At 70.5% G+C, this 19,010-nt stretch carries 18 protein-coding genes; 2 read left to right on the top strand and 16 right to left on the bottom strand.

What is annotated here, in order from left to right:
• Positions 1 to 12 precede the first annotated feature (12 nt).
• The 3 genes from aspS to OHV05_RS30010 are packed head-to-tail and all read right to left on the bottom strand — an operon-like array spanning position 13 to position 3,782.
• Positions 13 to 1,803 carry an aspartate--tRNA ligase gene (aspS, locus tag OHV05_RS30020; RefSeq protein WP_405020451.1) on the bottom strand — a complete coding sequence of 597 codons (1,791 nt, stop codon included), beginning with the start codon at positions 1,801 to 1,803 and terminating at the stop codon, positions 13 to 15.
• A complete protein-coding gene (gene hisS / locus OHV05_RS30015; RefSeq protein ID WP_405020450.1) occupies positions 1,800 to 3,062 on the bottom strand; it encodes a histidine--tRNA ligase in 1,263 nt (420 codons plus the stop codon). The genes aspS and hisS overlap by 4 nt, the downstream gene beginning before the upstream one ends.
• Before the next feature lie 12 nt (positions 3,063 to 3,074).
• Positions 3,075 to 3,782 (bottom strand): MBL fold metallo-hydrolase, encoded by a 708-nt coding sequence (locus OHV05_RS30010; RefSeq protein WP_405020449.1) that lies wholly within the window; start codon positions 3,780 to 3,782, stop codon positions 3,075 to 3,077.
• Positions 3,783 to 4,035: 253 nt separating this feature from the next.
• Here OHV05_RS30010 and OHV05_RS30005 point away from each other — a divergent pair, with 253 nt between their 5' ends.
• Together OHV05_RS30005 and OHV05_RS30000 are read left to right on the top strand one after the other, a co-directional pair.
• A complete protein-coding gene (locus tag OHV05_RS30005) occupies positions 4,036 to 4,836 on the top strand; it encodes a peptidylprolyl isomerase (RefSeq protein WP_405020448.1) in 801 nt (266 codons plus the stop codon).
• 248 nt (positions 4,837 to 5,084) lie between these two features.
• Positions 5,085 to 6,314 (top strand): DUF349 domain-containing protein, encoded by a 1,230-nt coding sequence (locus OHV05_RS30000; protein WP_405020447.1) that lies wholly within the window; start codon positions 5,085 to 5,087, stop codon positions 6,312 to 6,314.
• 64 nt (positions 6,315 to 6,378) lie between these two features.
• Here the strand turns inward: OHV05_RS30000 and OHV05_RS29995 are convergent, their stop codons facing one another.
• The 13 genes from OHV05_RS29995 to OHV05_RS29935 form a co-directional block, all read right to left on the bottom strand.
• Positions 6,379 to 8,796, bottom strand: coding sequence for a RelA/SpoT family protein (locus tag OHV05_RS29995; RefSeq protein ID WP_403031549.1), 2,418 nt, complete (start codon positions 8,794 to 8,796; stop codon positions 6,379 to 6,381).
• Positions 8,797 to 8,929: 133 nt separating this feature from the next.
• Complete coding sequence (locus OHV05_RS29990; RefSeq protein ID WP_405020446.1) at positions 8,930 to 9,481, bottom strand: adenine phosphoribosyltransferase; 552 nt, start codon at positions 9,479 to 9,481, stop codon at positions 8,930 to 8,932.
• 22 nt (positions 9,482 to 9,503) lie between these two features.
• On the bottom strand, positions 9,504 to 10,619 hold the full coding sequence (secF, locus tag OHV05_RS29985) for a protein translocase subunit SecF (RefSeq protein ID WP_405020445.1): 1,116 nt from the start codon (positions 10,617 to 10,619) through the stop codon (positions 9,504 to 9,506).
• A gap of 4 nt (positions 10,620 to 10,623) precedes the next feature.
• Complete coding sequence (gene secD / locus OHV05_RS29980; protein WP_405020444.1) at positions 10,624 to 12,363, bottom strand: protein translocase subunit SecD; 1,740 nt, start codon at positions 12,361 to 12,363, stop codon at positions 10,624 to 10,626.
• A gap of 143 nt (positions 12,364 to 12,506) precedes the next feature.
• Positions 12,507 to 12,902: a preprotein translocase subunit YajC gene (gene yajC, locus OHV05_RS29975; protein WP_405020443.1), complete on the bottom strand. Its 396-nt coding sequence runs from the start codon at positions 12,900 to 12,902 to the stop codon at positions 12,507 to 12,509.
• Positions 12,903 to 13,110: 208 nt separating this feature from the next.
• Positions 13,111 to 14,187 carry a Holliday junction branch migration DNA helicase RuvB gene (gene ruvB, locus OHV05_RS29970; RefSeq protein WP_403031560.1) on the bottom strand — a complete coding sequence of 359 codons (1,077 nt, stop codon included), beginning with the start codon at positions 14,185 to 14,187 and terminating at the stop codon, positions 13,111 to 13,113.
• Between the two features lie 23 nt (positions 14,188 to 14,210).
• Positions 14,211 to 14,822: a Holliday junction branch migration protein RuvA gene (ruvA, locus tag OHV05_RS29965; RefSeq protein ID WP_405020442.1), complete on the bottom strand. Its 612-nt coding sequence runs from the start codon at positions 14,820 to 14,822 to the stop codon at positions 14,211 to 14,213.
• The gene (ruvC, locus tag OHV05_RS29960; protein WP_405021578.1) at positions 14,819 to 15,376 is read right to left on the bottom strand and encodes a crossover junction endodeoxyribonuclease RuvC; all 558 of its coding nucleotides are present in this window, start codon (positions 15,374 to 15,376) and stop codon (positions 14,819 to 14,821) included. The genes ruvA and ruvC overlap by 4 nt, the downstream gene beginning before the upstream one ends.
• Positions 15,377 to 15,493: 117 nt before the next feature.
• Positions 15,494 to 16,252: a YebC/PmpR family DNA-binding transcriptional regulator gene (locus tag OHV05_RS29955; protein WP_403031566.1), complete on the bottom strand. Its 759-nt coding sequence runs from the start codon at positions 16,250 to 16,252 to the stop codon at positions 15,494 to 15,496.
• 66 nt (positions 16,253 to 16,318) lie between these two features.
• The gene (gene pdxT / locus OHV05_RS29950; RefSeq protein WP_405020441.1) at positions 16,319 to 16,930 is read right to left on the bottom strand and encodes a pyridoxal 5'-phosphate synthase glutaminase subunit PdxT; all 612 of its coding nucleotides are present in this window, start codon (positions 16,928 to 16,930) and stop codon (positions 16,319 to 16,321) included.
• Positions 16,931 to 17,016: 86 nt separating this feature from the next.
• A complete protein-coding gene (pdxS, locus tag OHV05_RS29945) occupies positions 17,017 to 17,928 on the bottom strand; it encodes a pyridoxal 5'-phosphate synthase lyase subunit PdxS (RefSeq protein WP_184911749.1) in 912 nt (303 codons plus the stop codon).
• A 154-nt stretch (positions 17,929 to 18,082) separates the two neighbouring features.
• A complete protein-coding gene (locus tag OHV05_RS29940) occupies positions 18,083 to 18,628 on the bottom strand; it encodes a hypothetical protein (protein WP_405020440.1) in 546 nt (181 codons plus the stop codon).
• A gap of 11 nt (positions 18,629 to 18,639) precedes the next feature.
• Complete coding sequence (locus OHV05_RS29935; protein WP_405020439.1) at positions 18,640 to 18,990, bottom strand: 5-carboxymethyl-2-hydroxymuconate Delta-isomerase; 351 nt, start codon at positions 18,988 to 18,990, stop codon at positions 18,640 to 18,642.
• Positions 18,991 to 19,010 lie beyond the last annotated feature (20 nt).

The following is a 19,010-nucleotide window of genomic DNA, read 5'->3' as shown; positions in this document are numbered from 1 at the left end:
ACAGATCCTGCGTCAGGCCTCGTTCACCGTCTCGGACTTGGCCTCGTCGCGCTGCTTGGGCTTGGCGTCGACACCGGCCTCCCGGCGCTGGGCCGGGGTGATCGGGGTAGGTGCGCCGGTGAGCGGGTCACCACCGGTGGAGGTCTTCGGGAACGCGATGACGTCCCGGATGGTGTCGTACCCGCCGAGCAGGGTGACGATACGGTCCAGGCCGAAGGCGACCCCACCGTGCGGCGGCGGGCCGTAGTTGAAGGCGTCGAGCAGGAAGCCGAACTGCGACTGCGCCTCCTCCTCGCTGAGCCCGATCGCGTCGAACGCGCGCTTCTGCACGTCCCGCTGGTGGATACGGATCGAACCGCCGCCCAGCTCCGAGCCGTTGAGCACCAGGTCGTACGCGTTGGAGAGCGCGTTGCCCGGGTCGGTGTCGAAGGAGGCCAGCGACTCGGCGGTCGGCGCGGTGAACGGGTGGTGCACCGCGTGCCAGCCCTGGAACTCGCCCTTGTCGTCCTCGATCGGCTCGAACATCGGGAAGTCGACCACCCAGAGGAAGGCCCACTGCGACTCGTCGATCAGGTTGCAGCGACGGCCGATCTCCAGCCGGGCCGCGCCGAGCAGCTCCTGCGAGGCGGTCTTCTTGCCGGCCGCGAAGAACACCGCGTCGCCCGGCTTGGCACCGGCGGCGGCCGCCAGTCCGGCCAGGTGCTCCTCGGAGAGGTTCTTGGCCACCGGGCCGCGCAGCTCGCCGGTCTCGGCGTCCACCAGCACGTAGGCCAGGCCACGGGCGCCACGCGCCTTGGCCCAGTCCTGCCAGGCGTCCAGCTGCTTGCGCGGCTGGGAGGCGCCACCGGGCATCACCACGGCGCCGACGTACGGGGCCTGGAAGACCCGGAACTCGGTGCCCTTGAAGTACTCGGTGAGGTCGGTGAGTTCCTGGCCGAACCGGACGTCCGGCTTGTCGGAGCCGTAGCGGTTCATCGCGTCCGCGTAGGTCATCCGGGGCAGCGGGCTCGGGAGTTCGTAGCCGTGCACCTCGGACCAGATCCGGGAGACGACCTTCTCGCCGAGCGCCAGGATGTCCTCCTGGTCGACGAACGAGGCCTCGATGTCGAGCTGGGTGAACTCCGGCTGCCGGTCGGCGCGGAAGTCCTCGTCCCGGAAGCAGCGGGCGATCTGGTAGTACCGCTCCATGCCGGCCACCATCAGCAGCTGCTTGAACAGCTGCGGCGACTGCGGCAGGGCGTACCAGTGGCCCGGCTGGAGCCGGACCGGGACCAGGAAGTCGCGGGCGCCCTCGGGGGTGGACCGGGTCAGGTACGGGGTCTCGATGTCGAGGAAGTCGTTCTCCTCCATCACCGTACGGATGACGTGGTTCACCTTGGAGCGCAGGCGCAGCGCGCGGGCCGGGCCCTCGCGGCGCAGGTCCAGGTAGCGGTAGCGGAGGCGGACCTCCTCGTTCACCGTGCCGGGCTCGTACTCGGCGACCTGGAACGGCAGCGCGGCGGACTCGGAGAGCACCTCCAGGGCGCCGACCACGACCTCGACCTTGCCGGTCGGGATCTCCGGGTTCTCGTTGCCCTCCGGGCGGACCCGGACCTCGCCGACGACCTTGACGCAGTACTCGGAGCGCAGGTCCCCGATCGCCTCCAGGTCGCGGGCGACGATCTGCACGGTGCCGGAGGCGTCGCGCAGGTCGATGAAGGCCACGCCGCCGTGGTCGCGGCGGCGGGCGACCCAGCCGGCCAGGGTGACGGTCGTTCCGGCGTGCTCCGCGCGGAGCGTGCCCGCGTCGTGCGTGCGGATCACAGCTGCTTCTCCTTCAGGGTGGTGACGAGTGCTTCGAGTTCGACGGGGATCTGCTCGCCGGTGGTCAGGTCCTTGAGCTGGACCACACCGGCGGCGAGATCTCGGTCCCCGGCGACCAGGGCGAAGCGGGCGCCGGAACGGTCGGCGGACTTCATGGCGTTCTTGATGGTCTTCACACCGAAGGCCAGGTCGGTGGCGATGCCGGCCCGGCGCAGCTCGGTGACCTTGCCGAACAGCACGTTCTTGGCCTCCTCGCCGAGCGCCACGGCGTACACCGAGGTGGTGGCGGGCAGGTCGAGGGCGATGCCCTCGGCCTCCATCGCGAGGAAGGTGCGGTCCACGCCGAGGCCCCAGCCGACGGACGGCAGCGCCGGGCCGCCGAGCATCTCGGAGAGACCGTCGTAGCGGCCGCCGCCGCCGATCGCGGACTGGGCGCCGAGACCCCCGTGCACGAACTCGAAGGTGGTCCGGGTGTAGTAGTCGAGCCCGCGGACCAGCTTCGGGTCGTCGACGAAGGCCACCCCGGCACTGGTCAGCAGCGCGCGGACCTGCTCGTCGTAGGCCTTGCACGCCTCGCACAGGTAGTCCCGCAGCATCGGTGCGTCGACCAGCTGGTCCTGCACCGACTGGCGCTTGTCGTCGAGCACCCGGAGCGGGTTGATCTCGGCCCGGCGGCGGGTCTCCTCGTCCAGGTCGAGCCCGGCCAGGAAGTCCACCAGCGCGGTGCGGTAGACCGGGCGGCACTCCTTGTCGCCCAGGCTGTTGACCAGCAGCCGGTAGTCGCTCAGCCCGAGCGAGCGGAACGCGTCGTCGGCCAGGATGATCAACTCGGCGTCCAGCGCCGGGTCCTCGGCACCGATCGCCTCGGCACCGATCTGGGCGAACTGGCGGTACCGGCCCTTCTGCGCCCGCTCGTAGCGGTAGAAGGAGCCCGAGTACCAGAGCTTGACCGGCAGGTTGCCGAGCTTGTGCAGGTTGGCCTGGAGGACGGCGCGGACCACCGAGGCGGTGCCCTCGGGGCGCAGCCCGAGCTCGTCGCCGCCCTTGGTGGTCAGGCTGTACATCTCCTTGGAGACGATGTCGGTGGACTCACCGACGCCCCGGGAGAAGAGCTTGATGTCCTCGAAGACCGGGGTCTCGATGTAGCCGTAGCCGGAGCGGCGCAGCGGGGCACTCAACCGCTCGCGGATCGCCAGGTAGGTGGCGGAGCTCGGCGGCAGCAGGTCGTAGGTGCCCTTGGGGGCGCTGAAGGTGCTCAACTTCTCTATCCGTCACATTCCTCGTCGCGGGAAGGCCGGGGCGCCGAGCGCTCCCGCCGCCTGCTGGAGGTAGGGGTTGGTGGCGCGCTCACGGCCGATGGTGGTCTGGCCGCCGTGGCCGGAGAGGACCACGGTGGCGTCGTCGAGGGGCAGGCAGACCCGGGCCAGCGAGCGCATGATCGCCTCGCTGTCTCCGCCCGGGAGGTCGGTACGCCCTACCGAGCCGGCGAACAGCAGGTCGCCCGAGAACAACACCGGTGGGATGTCGCTCTGCGAAGGCGTCCGGAAGGTCACCGACCCCTTGGTATGGCCGGGCGCGTGATCGACCGTCAGCCGCAGACCGGCCAGTTCGAGCACCGCGCCGTCGGTCAGCTCCCGCACGTCGTCCGGCTCGCCGACCGTGATCGAGCCCATGATCTGCTGCCCGATCGCGCGGCCCAGGCCGCGGGCCGGATCGCTCATCATGTAGCGGTCGTCGGGGTGGATCCAGGCCGGGACGCCCTGCGCACCGCAGACCGGCACCACCGAGGCGATGTGGTCGATGTGCCCGTGCGTCAGCAGGACGGCGACCGGCTTGAGCCGGTGCTCCCGGATCAGGTCCTCGACCCCCTGCGTCGCCTCGTGCCCGGGGTCGACGATCACGCACTCCTCGCCGGCTGCCGGCGCGACCAGGTAGCAGTTGGTGCCCCAGGCCCCGGCGGGAAATCCGGCGACGAACAACGTGATTCCTCTCAATCGGGTATCGATCGGTTGCTTAACGCTATGGCTTCGGGCCAGCCTACCGGCGGCGGGGCGCCGGTTCCTAACCGGTTACCAGCGAGTCGACTCTGCCCCGACCGGCCCAATCGTGACCTCCGACCAGCGCAGCTGATCTCGTACTTACGGACGAGGTCCCTACACTTGGCCGCCTGCGGATGCGATGATCCGCATCAGCATCCCGAAGAACTCCCCCATCTTTCAGGAGACACGGCCGGTGGTCACCAGCGAACAGCGTCGACGTCAGCTCGCCCGCGACAAGTACGAGCGGCAGATGGAGCGTCGGGTCGAGGCCCAGAAGAAGGCCAAGCGGCGCAACGCGATCGTCGGCGGCGCCCTCGCCGTCGTGGTGATCGCCGCAGGTGGCGCCTTTGCCGGCGGGGTCTTCGACTCCGACTCCAAGGCCAAGGACAAGAACGCGCAGGCCGCGCCGACGCCGCCCGCCGCGGTCACCCCGGTCAAGGGCTGCGAGACGCCGGCCGCCGGTGCGCCGAACGCCAAGCAGTGGAAGACCGAGCCCCCGCTGGCGATCGACACCAAGGCCGCCTACACCGCGAAGCTGGCCACCAGCTGCGGCGAGGTGACCGTCACGCTGGACGCCGCCAAGGCGCCGCACACCGTCAACTCCTTCGCCTACCTGGCCAGTGAGCAGTACTTCGACCACGTGAAGTGCCACCGCCTCACCACCGAGGGCATCTACGTGCTCCAGTGCGGTGACCCGACCGGCACCGGATCGGGCGGCCCCGGCTACCAGTTCGCCGACGAGAACCTGACCGGCGCGACCTACCCGGCCGGCACCGTGGCGATGGCCAACGCCGGCCCGGGCACCAACGGCAGCCAGTTCTTCCTGGTCTACAAGGACACCCAGCTGCCCCCGAACTACACCCCGTTCGGGAAGATCACCGGCGGGCTGGACGTGCTCACCAACATCGCCGGCGGCGGCGTCCAGGGCGGTGGCGGCGACGGTGCGCCGAACGCCAACGTGGTGCTCAACTCGGTGACCGCCACCAAGAGTTGACCGGTCAGGTGGCCGGGCCCCGAGCACTCGGGGCCCGGCCACGCCGGAACCCGACCGGCCCGGATACGGACAACGCCGGTGCTGGTCGCCTATCTTGCTTGTTGTATAGGGTGCCCTGACCGTCGGCCGTCACCCTCGGCGCACGACTCGACGGCTCGGACGGCGGACTCCATCGGTCCGCCGCACATCAACTGTGGACGACGTACGCGCCCCGTGCGGGCCGTGACGTCATGTGGAGGAGGCGCGCTGTGAGCAGCGAACCGTGGGGCCGTGTCGACGAGCAGGGGACCGTCTACGTCAGGACCGCCGACGGCGAGCGCGCCGTCGGCTCCTGGCAGGCGGGCTCCCCCGAGGAGGCCCTCGCCTACTTCGAGCGCAAGTACCAGGGGCTGGCGGCCGAGATCGCCCTGCTGGAGCACCGGGTCCGGAAGACCGACCTCGGCACCAAGGACGCCCAGACGGCGCTCGACCACCTGCGCGCGCAGGTCGTCGAGGCGCACGCGGTCGGTGACCTGGAGTCGCTCGCCAAGCGGCTGGACACCCTGACCGGCGAGATCGAGACCCGGCAGAACGAGCGCAAGGTCGCCAAGGCCAAGGCCCAGGACGAGACCCGCGAGGCCAAGGACAAGCTGGTCGCCGAGGCCGAGCAGCTCGCCGAGTCCACCCAGTGGCGGGAGGCCGGGGACCGGCTGCGCGCGCTGGTGGACATCTGGAAGGGTCTGCCCCGGCTGGACCGGAAGAGCGACGACGAGCTGTGGCACCGCTTCTCGCACGCCCGCTCGGTCTTCTCCAAGCACCGCAAGGCGCACTTCGCCACCCTGGACTCCGAGCGCGAGCAGGCCCGCGCGGTCAAGGAGAAGCTGGTCGCCCAGGCCGAGGCGCTCTCCAGCTCCACCGAGTGGGGTGACACCGCCGCCGCCTACCGGGATCTGATGACCAGTTGGAAGGCCGCGGGCCGTGCCCAGCGGGACGCGGAGGAGGAGCTGTGGGCCCGGTTCCGGGGCGCGCAGGACGTCTTCTTCCAGGCCCGGTCGGCCACCTTCAGCGAGCGGGACGCCGAGCAGGGCGAGAACCAGAAGCTCAAGGAGGCCCTGCTGCTCGAGGCCGAGGCGATCCTGCCGATCACCGAGCTGAAGGCCGCCAAGGCCGCGCTGCGCGGGGTCAGCGAGCGCTGGGAGGCCATCGGCCACGTCCCGCGCGACGCCAAGCCGAAGCTGGACGCCCGGCTGAACGCGGTCGAGCGGGCGATCCGCGAGGCCGAGGAGGCCGAGTGGCAGCGCTCCAACCCGGAGGCCCGGGCCCGTGCCACCGGCATGACCAGCCTGCTGCAGTCCGCCGTGGACAAGCTCCAGGGCGAGCTGGACAAGGCCCGTGCGGCCGGCAACGCGAGCAAGGTGGCCAAGCTGGAGAACGAGCTGGCGGGCCGTCAGGTCCTGCTCGACCAGGCCCTGAAGAGCCTGCAGGAGTTCAGCGGCTGAGCCGCCGCCCCTGACGCAAAGGGCCCCACCGCCTTCCGGCGGTGGGGCCCTTTCGGGTTCCCGGCTACTTGCGGGCCGAGGTGACCCGGTAGACGTCGTACACGCCCTCGACGCCGCGGACCGCCTTGAGCACGTGCCCGAGGTGCTTCGGGTCGCCCATCTCGAAGGTGAAGCGGCTCATCGCCACCCGGTCCCTGGAGGTCTGCACCGCCGCCGACAGGATGTTGACGTGCTGGTCGGAGAGCACCCGGGTGACGTCCGAGAGCAGTCGGGACCGGTCCAGCGCCTCGACCTGGATCGCCACCAGGAAGACCGAGGACTGGGTGGCCGCCCACTCGACCTCGATCATCCGCTCGGGCTGCTGGGTCAGCGACTCGACGTTGACGCAGTCCGCCCGGTGCACCGAGACGCCGTTGCCCCGGGTCACGAAGCCGACGATCGGGTCGCCCGGCACCGGGGTGCAGCAGCGCGAGAGCTTGACCCAGACGTCGTCCACGCCCTTGACGATGATGCCCGGGTCGCCCTTCGCCCGGCGCCTGGTGGCCCGGTTCTGATGGGTCGTCGGGGTCGCCGTCTCGGCCAGGTCGTCGGTCGCGCCGTCCTCGCCGCCGAGCGCCTGGACCAGCTTCTGGACGATGTTCTGCGCCGCGACGTGACCCTCGCCGATCGCCGCGTACAGCGACGAGATGTCCGGGTAGCGCATCTCGTGCGCGAGCGTGACCAGCGAGTCGCCGGTGAGGATGCGCTGGATCGGCAGACCCTGCTTGCGCATCGCCCGGGCGATCGCCTCCTTGCCCTGCTCGATCGCCTCCTCGCGGCGCTCCTTGGAGAACCACGCCTTGATCTTGTTCCGGGCCCGGGGCGACTTGACGAAGCCCAGCCAGTCCCGGGAAGGGCCGGCGTTCTCCGCCTTGGAGGTGAACACCTCCACCGCGTCGCCGTTCTCCAGCGTCGACTCCAGCGGCACCAGGCGGCCGTTGACCCGTGCTCCTATGCAGCGGTACCCGACCTCGGTGTGCACCGCGAAGGCGAAGTCCACCGGGGTGGCCCCGGCCGGCAGCGCTATCACGTCACCCTTGGGGGTGAACACGAAGACCTCGTTGTTGGAGAGGTCGAAGCGCAGCGACTCCAGGAACTCGCTCGGGTCCTCGGTCTCCTTCTGCCAGTCCAGCAGCTGCCGCAGCCAGGCCATCTCGTTGACGGCGCCGGCCTTGTCGTCCTTGCGGACCTGCGACGGGGTGTCGGTGCGGACCTTGGAGGCGCCGGCCACCGCGCGCTGCTTGTACTTCCAGTGCGCGGCGATGCCGTACTCCGCGCGGCGGTGCATGTCGAAGGTGCGGATCTGCAGCTCGACCGGCTTGCCGCCGGGACCGATCACCGTGGTGTGCAGCGACTGGTACATGTTGAACTTGGGCATCGCGATGTAGTCCTTGAACCGCCCCGGCACCGGGTTCCACCGCGCGTGGATGGTGCCCAGCGCCGCGTAGCAGTCGCGGACGGTGTCGACCAGGACCCGGATGCCGACCAGGTCGTAGATCTCGGCGAAGTCGCGACCTCGCACGATCATCTTCTGGTAGACCGAGTAGTAGTGCTTCGGCCGGCCGGTCACCTGGGCGGTGATCCTGGCCCCCCGCAGGTCGCCCTGGACCTGGTCGATCACGGTCGCCAGGTACTCGTCCCGCTTCGGCGCCCGCTCGGCCACCAGCCGGACGATCTCGTCGTACATCTTGGGGTAGAGGATCGCGAAGGCGAGGTCCTCCAGCTCCCACTTGATGGTGTTCATGCCCAGCCGGTGCGCCAGCGGGGCGTAGATCTCCAGCGTCTCGCGGGCCTTCTTCTCCTGCTTCTCCCGCTTGAGGTACCGCATGGTGCGCATGTTGTGCAGCCGGTCGGCCAGCTTGATCACCAGGACCCGGGGGTCCTTGGCCATCGCGACCACCATCTTGCGGACCGTCTCGGCCTGCGCGGCCTCGCCGAACTTCACCCGGTCGAGTTTGGTCACCCCGTCGACCAGCAGGGCCACCGAGTCGCCGAAGTCCTTGCGCAGGGTCTCCAGGCCGTAGTCGGTGTCCTCGACGGTGTCGTGCAGCAGACCCGCCATCAGGGTGGCGGCGTCCATCCCGAGTTCGGCCAGGATGGTGGCCACCGCGAGCGGGTGGGTGATGTACGGGTCGCCGCTCTTGCGCTTCTGGCCGCGGTGCCACTTCTCGGCCACCGCGTAGGCGCGCTCGATGTCGCGCAGCAGGGCCGGGTCGGCCTTCGGGTCCTGGGCCCTGATGGTCCGGAAGAGCGGTTCGAGCACCGGGTTGAGCAGGGTGCTGCGCTGGCCGCCGAGTCGGGCCAGCCGGGCCCGCATGCCGCCGGTGGCGGAGGGCTTGACCACCGCGGGGGGCGGTGTCGGCCGTACCGGGGTGGCCCCCGAGGGCGTGGGCCGGCTGTCGGGGGCGGCGGCCTTGGCCGTGGGCACAACCTCGTCGGGCAAGGACACTCCTCGTGGCGCGGTGCCTTCCCCTCGCACGAGAAGGGGAACGGATGATTCTTCATGGTACCGAGCCCGGGTAAACGCCGAGGCACGGGCATCCTCAGGATGCCCGTGCCTCGTGCGTCACGCAGGTTCAGACGGTGACCAGGGTCTCCAGCGGCGCGTCGCCCAGGTGCGGGGTGAGCCGCTCCCGGCCGTCCAGGAAGCCGAGCTCCATCAGCACGACCACCCCGGCCAGCTCGGCACCGGCCCGGCGGACCAGGTCCAGCGAGGCCCCGATGGTGCCGCCGGTGGCCAGCACGTCGTCGACCACCAGCACCCGCTCACCCGGCACGAAGGCGTCGCACTGCACCTCCAGGGTGGCCGAGCCGTACTCCAGGTCGTAGGACTGCTCGTGCACCGCGCCGGGCAGCTTGCCCTGCTTGCGGATCGGCACGAAGCCGAGCCCGGCCGCGTAGGCCGCCGGGGCGGCCAGCACGAACCCCCGTGCCTCCAGACCGACCACCTTGGTCGCACCGAGTGCCCTGGCCCGGTCGGCCAGCGCCCGGGTGAGGGCCGCGAACGCCTCGGCGTCGGCCAGCAGCGGCGCGATGTCCTTGAACAGCACGCCGGGCTTGGGGTAGTCCGGTACGTCCCTGATCCGGCTGTTGAGCAGCGCGGCCAGGACGGGGTCGGGAGAGGTCACGGGGGTCCTTCGGTCAGTCCGGTCAGTGCTTGCCGGACGGGCGGCCCTTGGTACGGGACCGGCTGACCGGCTGGTTGCGGCTACCGACGATACCCGCAGCGTCCTCGTCGCCCTCGCCCTCCTCGGCCGGGTCGGGCTCGCCGGCGGCGATCCGGTCGGCCTCGGCCTTGGCGTCCGAGGCCCGGCGGGCCGCGACCTTCTTGGCCAGCGTCTTCATCTCCGGCTGCAGCTCCTTGAGCTGCGCGTACAGCGGAGTGGCCACGCAGATCGAGGAGTAGGCACCGGCCGCGAGGCCGATGAAGAGGGCGAGCGAGATGTCGTTCAGGGTGCCCGCGCCGAGCAGACCGCCACCGATGAAGAGCAGGGCGGCGACCGGGAGGAGCGCCACCACGGTGGTGTTGATCGAGCGCACCAGGGTCTGGTTGAGGCCCGCGTTCGCGGCCTCGCTGAAGGTGCGCTTGTTCTGCCGGGTGATGCCCTTGGCGTTCTCCTTCACGGTGTCGAAGACGACCACCGTGTCGTAGAGCGAGTACCCGAGGATGGTCAGGAAGCCGATCACCGTACCTGGGGTGACCTCGATGCCGACCAGGGCGTAGACGCCGATGGTGATCAGGAGGTCGTGGATCAGCGCCACCAGGGCGGCGATCGCCATCCGCCACTCGAACGCGATGGCCATGTAGACGGTGACCAGCACCATGAAGATGACCAGGCCGAGCAGCGCCTTCTTGGAGATCTCCTCGCCCCAGCTGGGGCCGACCACCTGGGCGTTGATGTCGTTCGCCGGGATGCTCAGGTCCTTGGAGAGCTCGGCGATGAAGGTGCTGGCCGGCAGCTGCTCCTCGGCGCTGACCTGGATCTTGATCGCACCCTTGTCGTTGGACTGCACCAGCGCGCTGGTGTCCTTGAGGATGTCGTCCGCCGCCGTCTTGGCCTGACTGACCGTCAGACCGGGCTTGGTGAGGGTGTAGACCGAGCCGCCCTCGAACTCGATGCCGAGCTTGAGGCCGAACGCCAGACCGACGCCGGCGATCAGCACGATCAGGGCGGAGAGGCTGTACCAGAGCTTGCGCCGACCGACGAAGTCGAAGCTGACCTCACCCTGGTAGAGACGGTGACCGAGGTTGCTGAACCGCGACATCGCGTCAGACCTCCTTCGCGGCGGTGGCGGAGGTGCGGCGACGACCGCGCACCGGAGGACGGGCACCGAGGCGCTTCGGGTCCAGACCGGACCACTTGTTGCCCTCGGCGAAGAACTTCGTCCGCGCCAGCAGGGTGATCAGCGGCTTGGTGAAGAGGAAGATCACCACGACGTCGAGCGCGGTGGTCAGGCCGAGGGTGAAGGCGAAGCCCTGCACCTTGCCGACCGAGACCAGGTAGAGCACCGCGGCACAGAGGAACGAGACGAAGTCCGAGACCAGGATGGTGCGCCGGGCCCGGGGCCAGGCGCGCTGGACGGCCGGGCGCAGCGGGGCGCCGTCGCGGACCTCGTCGCGGATCCGCTCGAAGTACACGATGAAGGAGTCCGCGGTGATGCCGATCGCGACGATCGCACCGCAGACGGCCGGCAGGTTGAGCGCGAAGCCGATACCGGCGCCGAGCAGCGACATGATCGCGTAGGTCAGCGCCGCGGAGACCAGCAGACCCGCGATCGACACCAGGCCGAGGCCGCGGTAGTAGACCAGCGAGTAGAGCACCACCAGGATCATGCCGATCCCGCCGGCCACCAGACCGGCCTTCAGCTGGTCGCCACCGAGCTGCGGGGAGACCGTGGTGACGTCGCTCATCTCGAAGGTGAGCGGCAGGGCGCCGAAGCTCAGCACGTTGGCGAGCGCCTTGGCCTCGGTCTGGGTGAAGCTGCCGGTGATGACCGCGCTGCCGCTGATCGACTGGCTGACGGACGGGTGGGAGACCACCTTGCCGTCGAGCACGATCGCGAACTGGTTGGTCGGGCTGGGCTGGGTGGCGAGCTGACCGGTGGTGGCGGCGAACGCCTTGGAGCCGGTGTCGTCGAACTGGAGCTGGACCTGCCAGCCGGCACCCTGCTGGGTGTCGAAGGAGGCCATCGCCTTGTCGATGTTCTTGCCCTGCACGGCCACCGGGCCGAGCGCGAACTTGTACCAGACACCCTTCTCGGCGTCGAAGCTGCAGGCGACCGAGTTCTTGGCCGGGTCGGTCTGGTAGTCGAGCCGCTGACCCTGGACCGAGCAGTCCAGCGCGGTGTACTGCTGCTGCAGGTCCGGCGGGACGGTGCCCTGGGTGAGCGCGGCCGACAGCTCGGCGGCGGACGGCGCCGACGGCGCGGCGGACGGCGCGGTGCTCGGGCTGGCCGAGGCGGTCGGGTCAGCCTTCAGGCCGTCGGTGACGGCACGGCCGGCCGTGGACGAGGCGCTCGGAGCCGGCGGCGCGGCGGAGGCGCCGGTGCTCGGACTGGCCGAGGGGCTCGCCCCGGCGCTCGGCGTGGCAACCGGTGCGTTGGGCAGGGCGCCGGTGGGCGCGAGCGCCAGCACCGGGCGGAAGTAGAGCACCGCGGTCTGACCGATGTCCTTGATCGCCTGCTCATTGTCGCCATCCTTGTTCGGGATGTTGACGATGATCGTGTTGGACCCCTGCGTCTGGACCTCGGCCTCGGAGACGCCGAACGCGTTCACCCGCTTCTGCAGGATGTTGACCGCGGTGTCCATGTTGGTCTTGTTGATCGCGGCGGGGTCATCCGACTTGGCGGTCAGCGTGATGCTGGTGCCGCCCGCGAGGTCGATCCCGAGACGTGGCGTGGTGTGGCCCGTCCCGAACATGAGGGCGACCAGACCGACGGTGATCACCAGGATGAAGGCCAGCGCCCGCCCCGGGTAACCGTCGCGCGGGCGCGACTTGGGTGTTGCCACCTTGCTCGTTTCTCCCTGTCCATGGCGCCGGTCACCGGACCCTGTCCGGTAGGTGGCGGATAGGGGGAAGGTGGCCTGACGGCCCGTGAGGTCCTGTGAACGCGCGGCCGGCGGCCGCGCGGTCGAGGGTGTGCCCGACCGTACTACTTGCTCTGCGGGGCCTCGTCGTCGGTACCGTCGGTGCCCGACTCGTCCTTCTTGTCGAAGCTGAGCGGCTTCTCGTCGGCCTCGTCGACGGTCTCCGCCGGCTCGTCCTCGGCGGGACGGCCGTTGATGATCGCGTCGTACTCCTCGCGGTCCAGCACCGCGGCGATCGCACCCTTGGTGTAGTGCGCGACGGTGCCCGGGGCCACCTCCAGCTCGACGGTCTCCTCGTTCACCGACTTCACCAGGGCGTACATGCCGCCGATGGTGCGGACGCCCGAGCCGGGCTCGAGCGCGGAGCGCAGCTCCTTGGCCTGCTCCTGGCGCTTCTTGTTGGAGCGGAACAGCATGAAGAGCAGGAGCAGCGGCACGAGCAGGATGATGAGGTTAGACACAGCAGCCAGAGTCCTTACGGGCCACCCGAACGGGCGGCCTGTGGTGATTGGTCGGCCCCATCAGGTCGAGAGGGGCGGTCCGGCGGAGTCTAAGCGACCCGCCCTGATCGGACAACGCCAAGCATGTCATCCTGCCGCCGTTGGTGGCGACCTTCGGACCGCACTGTTTGCCGACGGCCCCTGGCCGGAACCCGGCCCCGAGGGACCGTCAGGCGCCGGGGCCGCCGAACAGCTCGGGCTGGCCGGGCACCGCACCGCGCGGCGACTGCGGCGGCGGCACCATCCCGAGGTGCTGCCAGGCGGCGGCGGTCGCGATCCGGCCACGCGGGGTCCGGGCCAGCAGGCCCTCCCGGACCAGGAACGGCTCGGCCACCTCCTCCACCGTCTCGGCCTCCTCCCCCACCGCGACGGCGAGCGTGGACAGGCCGACCGGGCCACCGCCGAACAGCCGGAGCAGCGCGTCCAGCACCGCCCGGTCGAGCCGGTCCAGACCGCGGGCGTCCACCTCGTAGACCGCCAGCGCCTGGGCGGCGATCTCCCGGTCCACCACGCCGTCGTGCCTGACCTGCGCGAAGTCCCGGACCCGGCGCAGCAGTCGGTTGGCGATCCGGGGCGTGCCGCGCGAGCGGCCGGCGATCTCGGCGGCGCCGGCGGTGTCGATCTGTACGTCCAGCAGGGCGGCCGAGCGGTGCACCACCCGCTCCAGCTCGCTCGGCGCGTAGAACTCCATGTGCCCGGTGAAGCCGAACCGGTCGCGCAGCGGGGGCGGCAGCAGCCCGGCCCTGGTGGTCGCGCCGACCAGGGTGAACGGCGGCAGCTCGAGCGGGATCGCGGTGGCGCCGGGCCCCTTGCCGACGATCACGTCGACCCGGAAGTCCTCCATCGCCAGGTAGAGCATCTCCTCGGCCGGGCGGGACATCCGGTGGATCTCGTCCAGGAACAGCACCTCGCCCTCGGTCAGCGAGGAGAGGATCGCCGCGAGGTCGCCGGCGTGCTGGATGGCCGGGCCGGAGGTGATCCGGATCGGGGCGCCCAGCTCCGCCGCGATGATCATCGACAGGGTGGTCTTGCCGAGGCCGGGCGGGCCGCTGAGCAGCACGTGGTCCGGCGTGGTGCCGCGCTTGCGGGCCGCCTGCAGCACCAGCGAGAGCTGCTCGCGGACCCGCTCCTGCCCGATGAACTCGTCCAGCACCTTGGGACGGAGCGCCGCCTCGACCGCCTGGTCCTCACCGTCGGCGGCTGCCGTCACCAGGCGGTCGGCGGGGTCGGAGTCGTACGGGCTCATCGGGGCGGGCTCCTGAAGGTCCATCAGCGGGTGCGGTTGAGGGTGCGCAGCGCGGCCTTGAGCAGGGCGCCGACGTCGGTGCGGCTCTGCGCCTCGGCCTCCGGCGTGACGGCGGTGACCGCCTCGTCGGCCTCGCGCGGAGCGTAGCCGAGGCCGACCAGGGCGGCGTGCAACTGCTCGCTCCAGGGGGCCGGACCTGCGGCGATCGGCTTCTGGGCGGGGACGCTGCCGTGCGCGGCGCCGAGCTTGTCCTTGTACTCGAGCAGCAGCTTCTGGGCCAGCTTGGGGCCGATCCTGGGCACCGCGGTGAGCGACTTGGCGTCGCCCTGGGCGACGATCCGGCGCAGCTCGTCCGGGGTGAAGGTGGCCAGCATGCCCAGCGCCATGGTGGCGGCCACCCCGCTGGCGGTGAGCAGCACGTCGAAGGTGGCCCGCTCGTCCTCGTCGGCGAAGCCGTACAGGGTGAGCGAGTCCTCCTTGACGATCAGTGCGGTGGTCAGCCGGGTGGGCTCGCCGATCCGCAGTGCGGCCAGCGTGCGCGGGGTGCACTTCACCAGCATGCCGACCCCGCCGACCTCGACCACGGCACTGCCGGGGGTGATGGCGGCGACCGGGCCCTGGACGAAGGCGATCATCGGCGGTACTCCCTGATCCTGGGGTTGCTCGCTGGCTTGCTCGCGGCCTGGCCCGCGACGGCGGCGGCGATCCGGTTGTGCGCCGTACCCCGCCAGATGTGACAGATCGCCAGCGCCAGCGCGTCGGCGGCGTCGGCGGGCTTGGGCGGCTCGGCCAGCCGCAGCAGCCTGGTGACCATCGCGGTGACCTGGGCCTTGTCGGCCCGGCCGTTGCCGGAGACGGCGGCCTTGACCTCGCTGGGGGTGTGCAGGGTGACCGGGATGCCGCGCCGGGTGGCGCAGAGCATCGCGACCGCGCTGGCCTGCGCGGTGCCCATCACGGTGCTGACGTTGTGCTGGGCGAACACCCGCTCCACCGCGACGAGTTCGGGCCGGTGGGTGTCGAACCACTGCTCCAGGCCCTGCTCGATCAGCAGCAGCCGCTGCCCGATCTCCGCCTCGGCGGGGGTGCGGATCACGCCGACCCCGAGCATGGCGAGCGGCCGACCCGGGGTGCCCTCCACCACGCCGACACCGCACCTGGTCAGCCCAGGGTCAACTCCCAGCACCCGCACCTGTGAACCCATCTCTGTCGTCCGACCTGCGAAGGCTACCGCCCGGGTCGGACAACCGGACGAACGACACCGGCCCGGTGGTCCGCGAGGGACCACCGGGCCGGAGGGGCGGCCGAGTTACTCGGCGTCGAGCTCGGCACCGACCTCGTCGCTGATGGAGAAGTTCGCGAAGACGTTCTGCACGTCGTCGCTGTCCTCCAGCGCGTCGATCAGCTTGAAGATCTTGCGGGCGCCGTCGACGTCCAGCGGCACCTGCAGGTCCGCCACGAAGTTGGCGTCGGCCGAGTCGTAGTCGATCCCGGCGTCCACCAGCGCGGTGCGCACCGCGACCATGTCGGTGGCCGCGCTGATCACCTCGAACGAGTCACCGAGGTCGTTGACCTCCTCGGCACCGACCTCGAGGACGACCTCGAAGACCTTGTCCTCGTCGACCCCGTCCGCCTTCGGGACGATCACGACGCCCTTGCGGTTGAACAGGTACGACACCGAACCCGGGTCGGCCATGTTCCCGCCGTTGCGGGTCATCGCGACCCGGACGTCGGAGGCCGCGCGGTTGCGGTTGTCGGTGAGGCACTCGATCAGGACCGCCACGCCGTTCGGGCCGTAGCCCTCGTACATGATGGTCGAGTAGTCGGCCCCGCCGGCCTCGGCACCGTCGCCGCGCTTGACGGCGCGGTTGATGTTGTCGATCGGGACCGAGCTCTTCTTCGCCTTCTGGATGGCGTCGTAGAGCGTCGGGTTACCGGCCGGGTCGCTGCCGCCGGTGCGGGCCGCCACCTCGATATTCTTGATCATCTTGGCGAAGAGCTTGCCGCGCTTGGCGTCGATCGCGGCCTTCTTGTGCTTGGTGGTAGCCCATTTAGAGTGGCCGGACATCACCAGCTCCTTTTCGTCGCCAAAGGGAAATGAACAGAAGGGATCTTACCGGTGCCGCGCGCCGCTTCAGCGACCGGCACTCTCGACCATGCGTACGAAGTACTCGTGCACCCGGTGGTCACCGGTCAGCTCGGGGTGGAACGAGGTGGCCAGCAGGTTGCCCTGACGGACCGCCACGATCCGGCTGTCCGGACCGTCGGCCGCGGGCAGCTCGGCCAGCACCTGGACCCCGGCGCCGACCTCCTCGACCCAGGGGGCGCGGATGAAGACGCCGTGCACCGGCTGCTCGCCGAGGCCGTCGAAGGCGATGCCGGACTCGAACGACTCGTTCTGCCGGCCGAAGGCGTTCCGGCGGACCGTCATGTCGATGCCGCCGACCGTCTCCTGGTCGTCCCGGCCGTCCAGGATCTTGTCGGCCAGCATGATCATGCCCGCGCAGGTGCCGTAGACCGGCATCCCGGCCCGGACCCGCTCGCGGACGGGCTCCATCAGGCCGAACAGCAGGGCCAGCTTCGACATCGTGGTGGACTCCCCGCCGGGGATCACCAGCGCGTCGACGTCGGCCAGCTCCTCGGGCCGCCGCACCTCGCGGGCGATCGCGTCGGCCGCGGCCAGCGCGATCAGGTGCTCACGGACGTCGCCCTGGAGGGCCAGCACGCCGATGACGGGGGTACTCACGGTCACTACCTCATTCACGTTGTTGCGTCGGACGTGCGGCGGCCCGCCGCGCGATCAAGGCTGCGCGGCGGGCCGACCGGGAGTTGTTACCAGCCGCGGTTGGCGTACCGCTCGCTCTCGGGGAGGGTGTCGCAGTTGATGCCGACCATGGCCTCGCCCAGGTTGCGCGACGCGTCCGCGATGATCTTCGGGTCGTCGTAGAAGGTGGTGGCCTTCACGATCGCGGCGGCACGCTTGGCCGGGTCGCCCGACTTGAAGATGCCCGAGCCGACGAAGACGCCCTCGGCACCCAGCTGGCGCATCAGCGCCGCGTCGGCCGGGGTGGCCACGCCACCGGCGGAGAACAGCACCACCGGCAGCTTGCCGAGCTCGGCGACCTCCTTGACCAGCTCGTACGGAGCGCGCAGCTCCTTGGCGGCCGCGTACAGCTCGTTGTTGTCGTAGCCGCGCAGGCGGGCGATCTCGTTCTTGATCTGGCGCAGGTGGCGGACCGCCTCGACCACGTTGCCGGTGCCGGCCTCGCCCTTGGAGCGGATCATGGCCGCACCCTCGGCGATCCGGCGCAGCGCCTCACCGAGGTTGGTGGCGCCGCAGACGAACGGGGTGGTGAAGGCGAACTTGTCCGAGTGGTTGACCTCGTCGGCCGGGGTCAGCACCTCGGACTCGTCGATGTAGTCGACGCCGAGCGACTGCAGGACCTGAGCCTCGACGAAGTGGCCGATCCGGGACTTGGCCATGACCGGGATGGAGACCGCGGCGATGATCTCCTCGATCATGTTCGGGTCGGACATCCGGGCCACGCCGCCGTCCTTGCGGATGTCGGCGGGCACCCGCTCCAGGGCCATGACGGCCACCGCACCGGCGTCCTCGGCGATCTTCGCCTGCTCGGCGTTGACCACGTCCATGATCACACCGCCCTTGAGCTGCTCGGCCATTCCGCGCTTCACGCGGGCGGTGCCGATCTGCGGCTGGTCAGCGGTGATGGGGGTGGTGGACACGTGAGACCTCACTCGAAGATGAACCAGTGCTATCGCCCTATCGTAGGCCCGAACCTGACGCGAACCACGCACCATCCGGGCCAGAAGGTCCTACGGGTTACGACAAAGAGGCTGAACAGCCACCGATTTCACTCGAAATGGGTCCAGGCCGGTCTCAGCCGGACGCCCCGTGCGGGGTGAGCGCGAGCGGCGGCTCGTCGTCCATCTCGAACGCCAGCGGGAACGGCGCCCGCCCGGCCAGCCGGAAGTACCGCACCAGCCGGTGCTCCCGCACCGCCCGGGCCGCCCGCACCGCGTCGTTGTGGAACCGCCGCGCCATCGGCACCCGCCGGACGGCCGCGGTCATCTCCTTCACCATCTCCTCGCCCCCCGGCACCGCGACCAGCGCCGCCAGCTGGGCCGGCTCCGCGAACACGGCGCGCAGCGCCAGGCTCAGCTCGCTCTCGGCCACCTCGCGGTGGTCGTCCTCCGCCTGCCGGGCGGCATGTGACGCCTCGTAGAGCAGGATCGAGGTCGCCGGGTCCAGCTGCGAGGAGGTCGCCAGCTCCAGCGTCACCGCCGACCGCCGCACCAACTGCGCGTCCAGCGACGCCTTCGCGGCGTCGATCCGGGCGTGCAGCCGGTCGAGCCGCCCCGCCGTCCAACTGAGGTACACGGCGAACAGCACGACCGCGGCCGCGGCCCAGATCCAGGTAGTCACGGAGCGGTACGCTACCGCGCCGCGAGGTGCCCGAAGCGGTACGTCGCCCGGTCCAGCTCGGTGACCTCGACCCCGTACGCCAGCGGCACCGTCACGTACCGCTCCAGCAGCCCCAGCGCCCGCCGGGTCAGCTCGGCCCGCTGCTCGGCGCTCCGGCCCGCCAGGATCTTGATCTCCACCAGCACGAACGCCTCACCCGACGCCCCGTCACCGAGCAGGTACTCCACGGCCGGCCGGAACACCGTCTTGCACGCCGCCACCTCGGTGTCGATCACCCCGGCGATCATCGGGTGCAACTCCCCGGCGAAGCCCGCCCGGTCGAACTCGAGCTCAGCCGAATAGTCGACAAGTATCTGCGGCACGACATCCTCCATCTACGGTT

This window comes from Kitasatospora sp. NBC_00070, from assembly GCF_045041205.1.
In the GTDB taxonomy this organism is placed as follows: domain Bacteria; phylum Actinomycetota; class Actinomycetes; order Streptomycetales; family Streptomycetaceae; genus Kitasatospora.
The sequence above is the reverse complement of the archived record's forward strand: the minus strand, read 5'-3'. Positions and strand labels throughout refer to the sequence as shown.

Coding starts and splice junctions, on each gene's coding strand:
- secF (WP_405020445.1), bottom strand. CDS start 10,619: ATGTCGCGGTTCAGCAACCTCGGTCACCGTCTCTACCAGGGTGAGGTC.
- ruvB (WP_403031560.1), bottom strand. CDS start 14,187: ATGAGCCCGTACGACTCCGACCCCGCCGACCGCCTGGTGACGGCAGCC.
- ruvA (WP_405020442.1), bottom strand. CDS start 14,822: ATGATCGCCTTCGTCCAGGGCCCGGTCGCCGCCATCACCCCCGGCAGT.
- OHV05_RS29955 (WP_403031566.1), bottom strand. CDS start 16,252: ATGTCCGGCCACTCTAAATGGGCTACCACCAAGCACAAGAAGGCCGCG.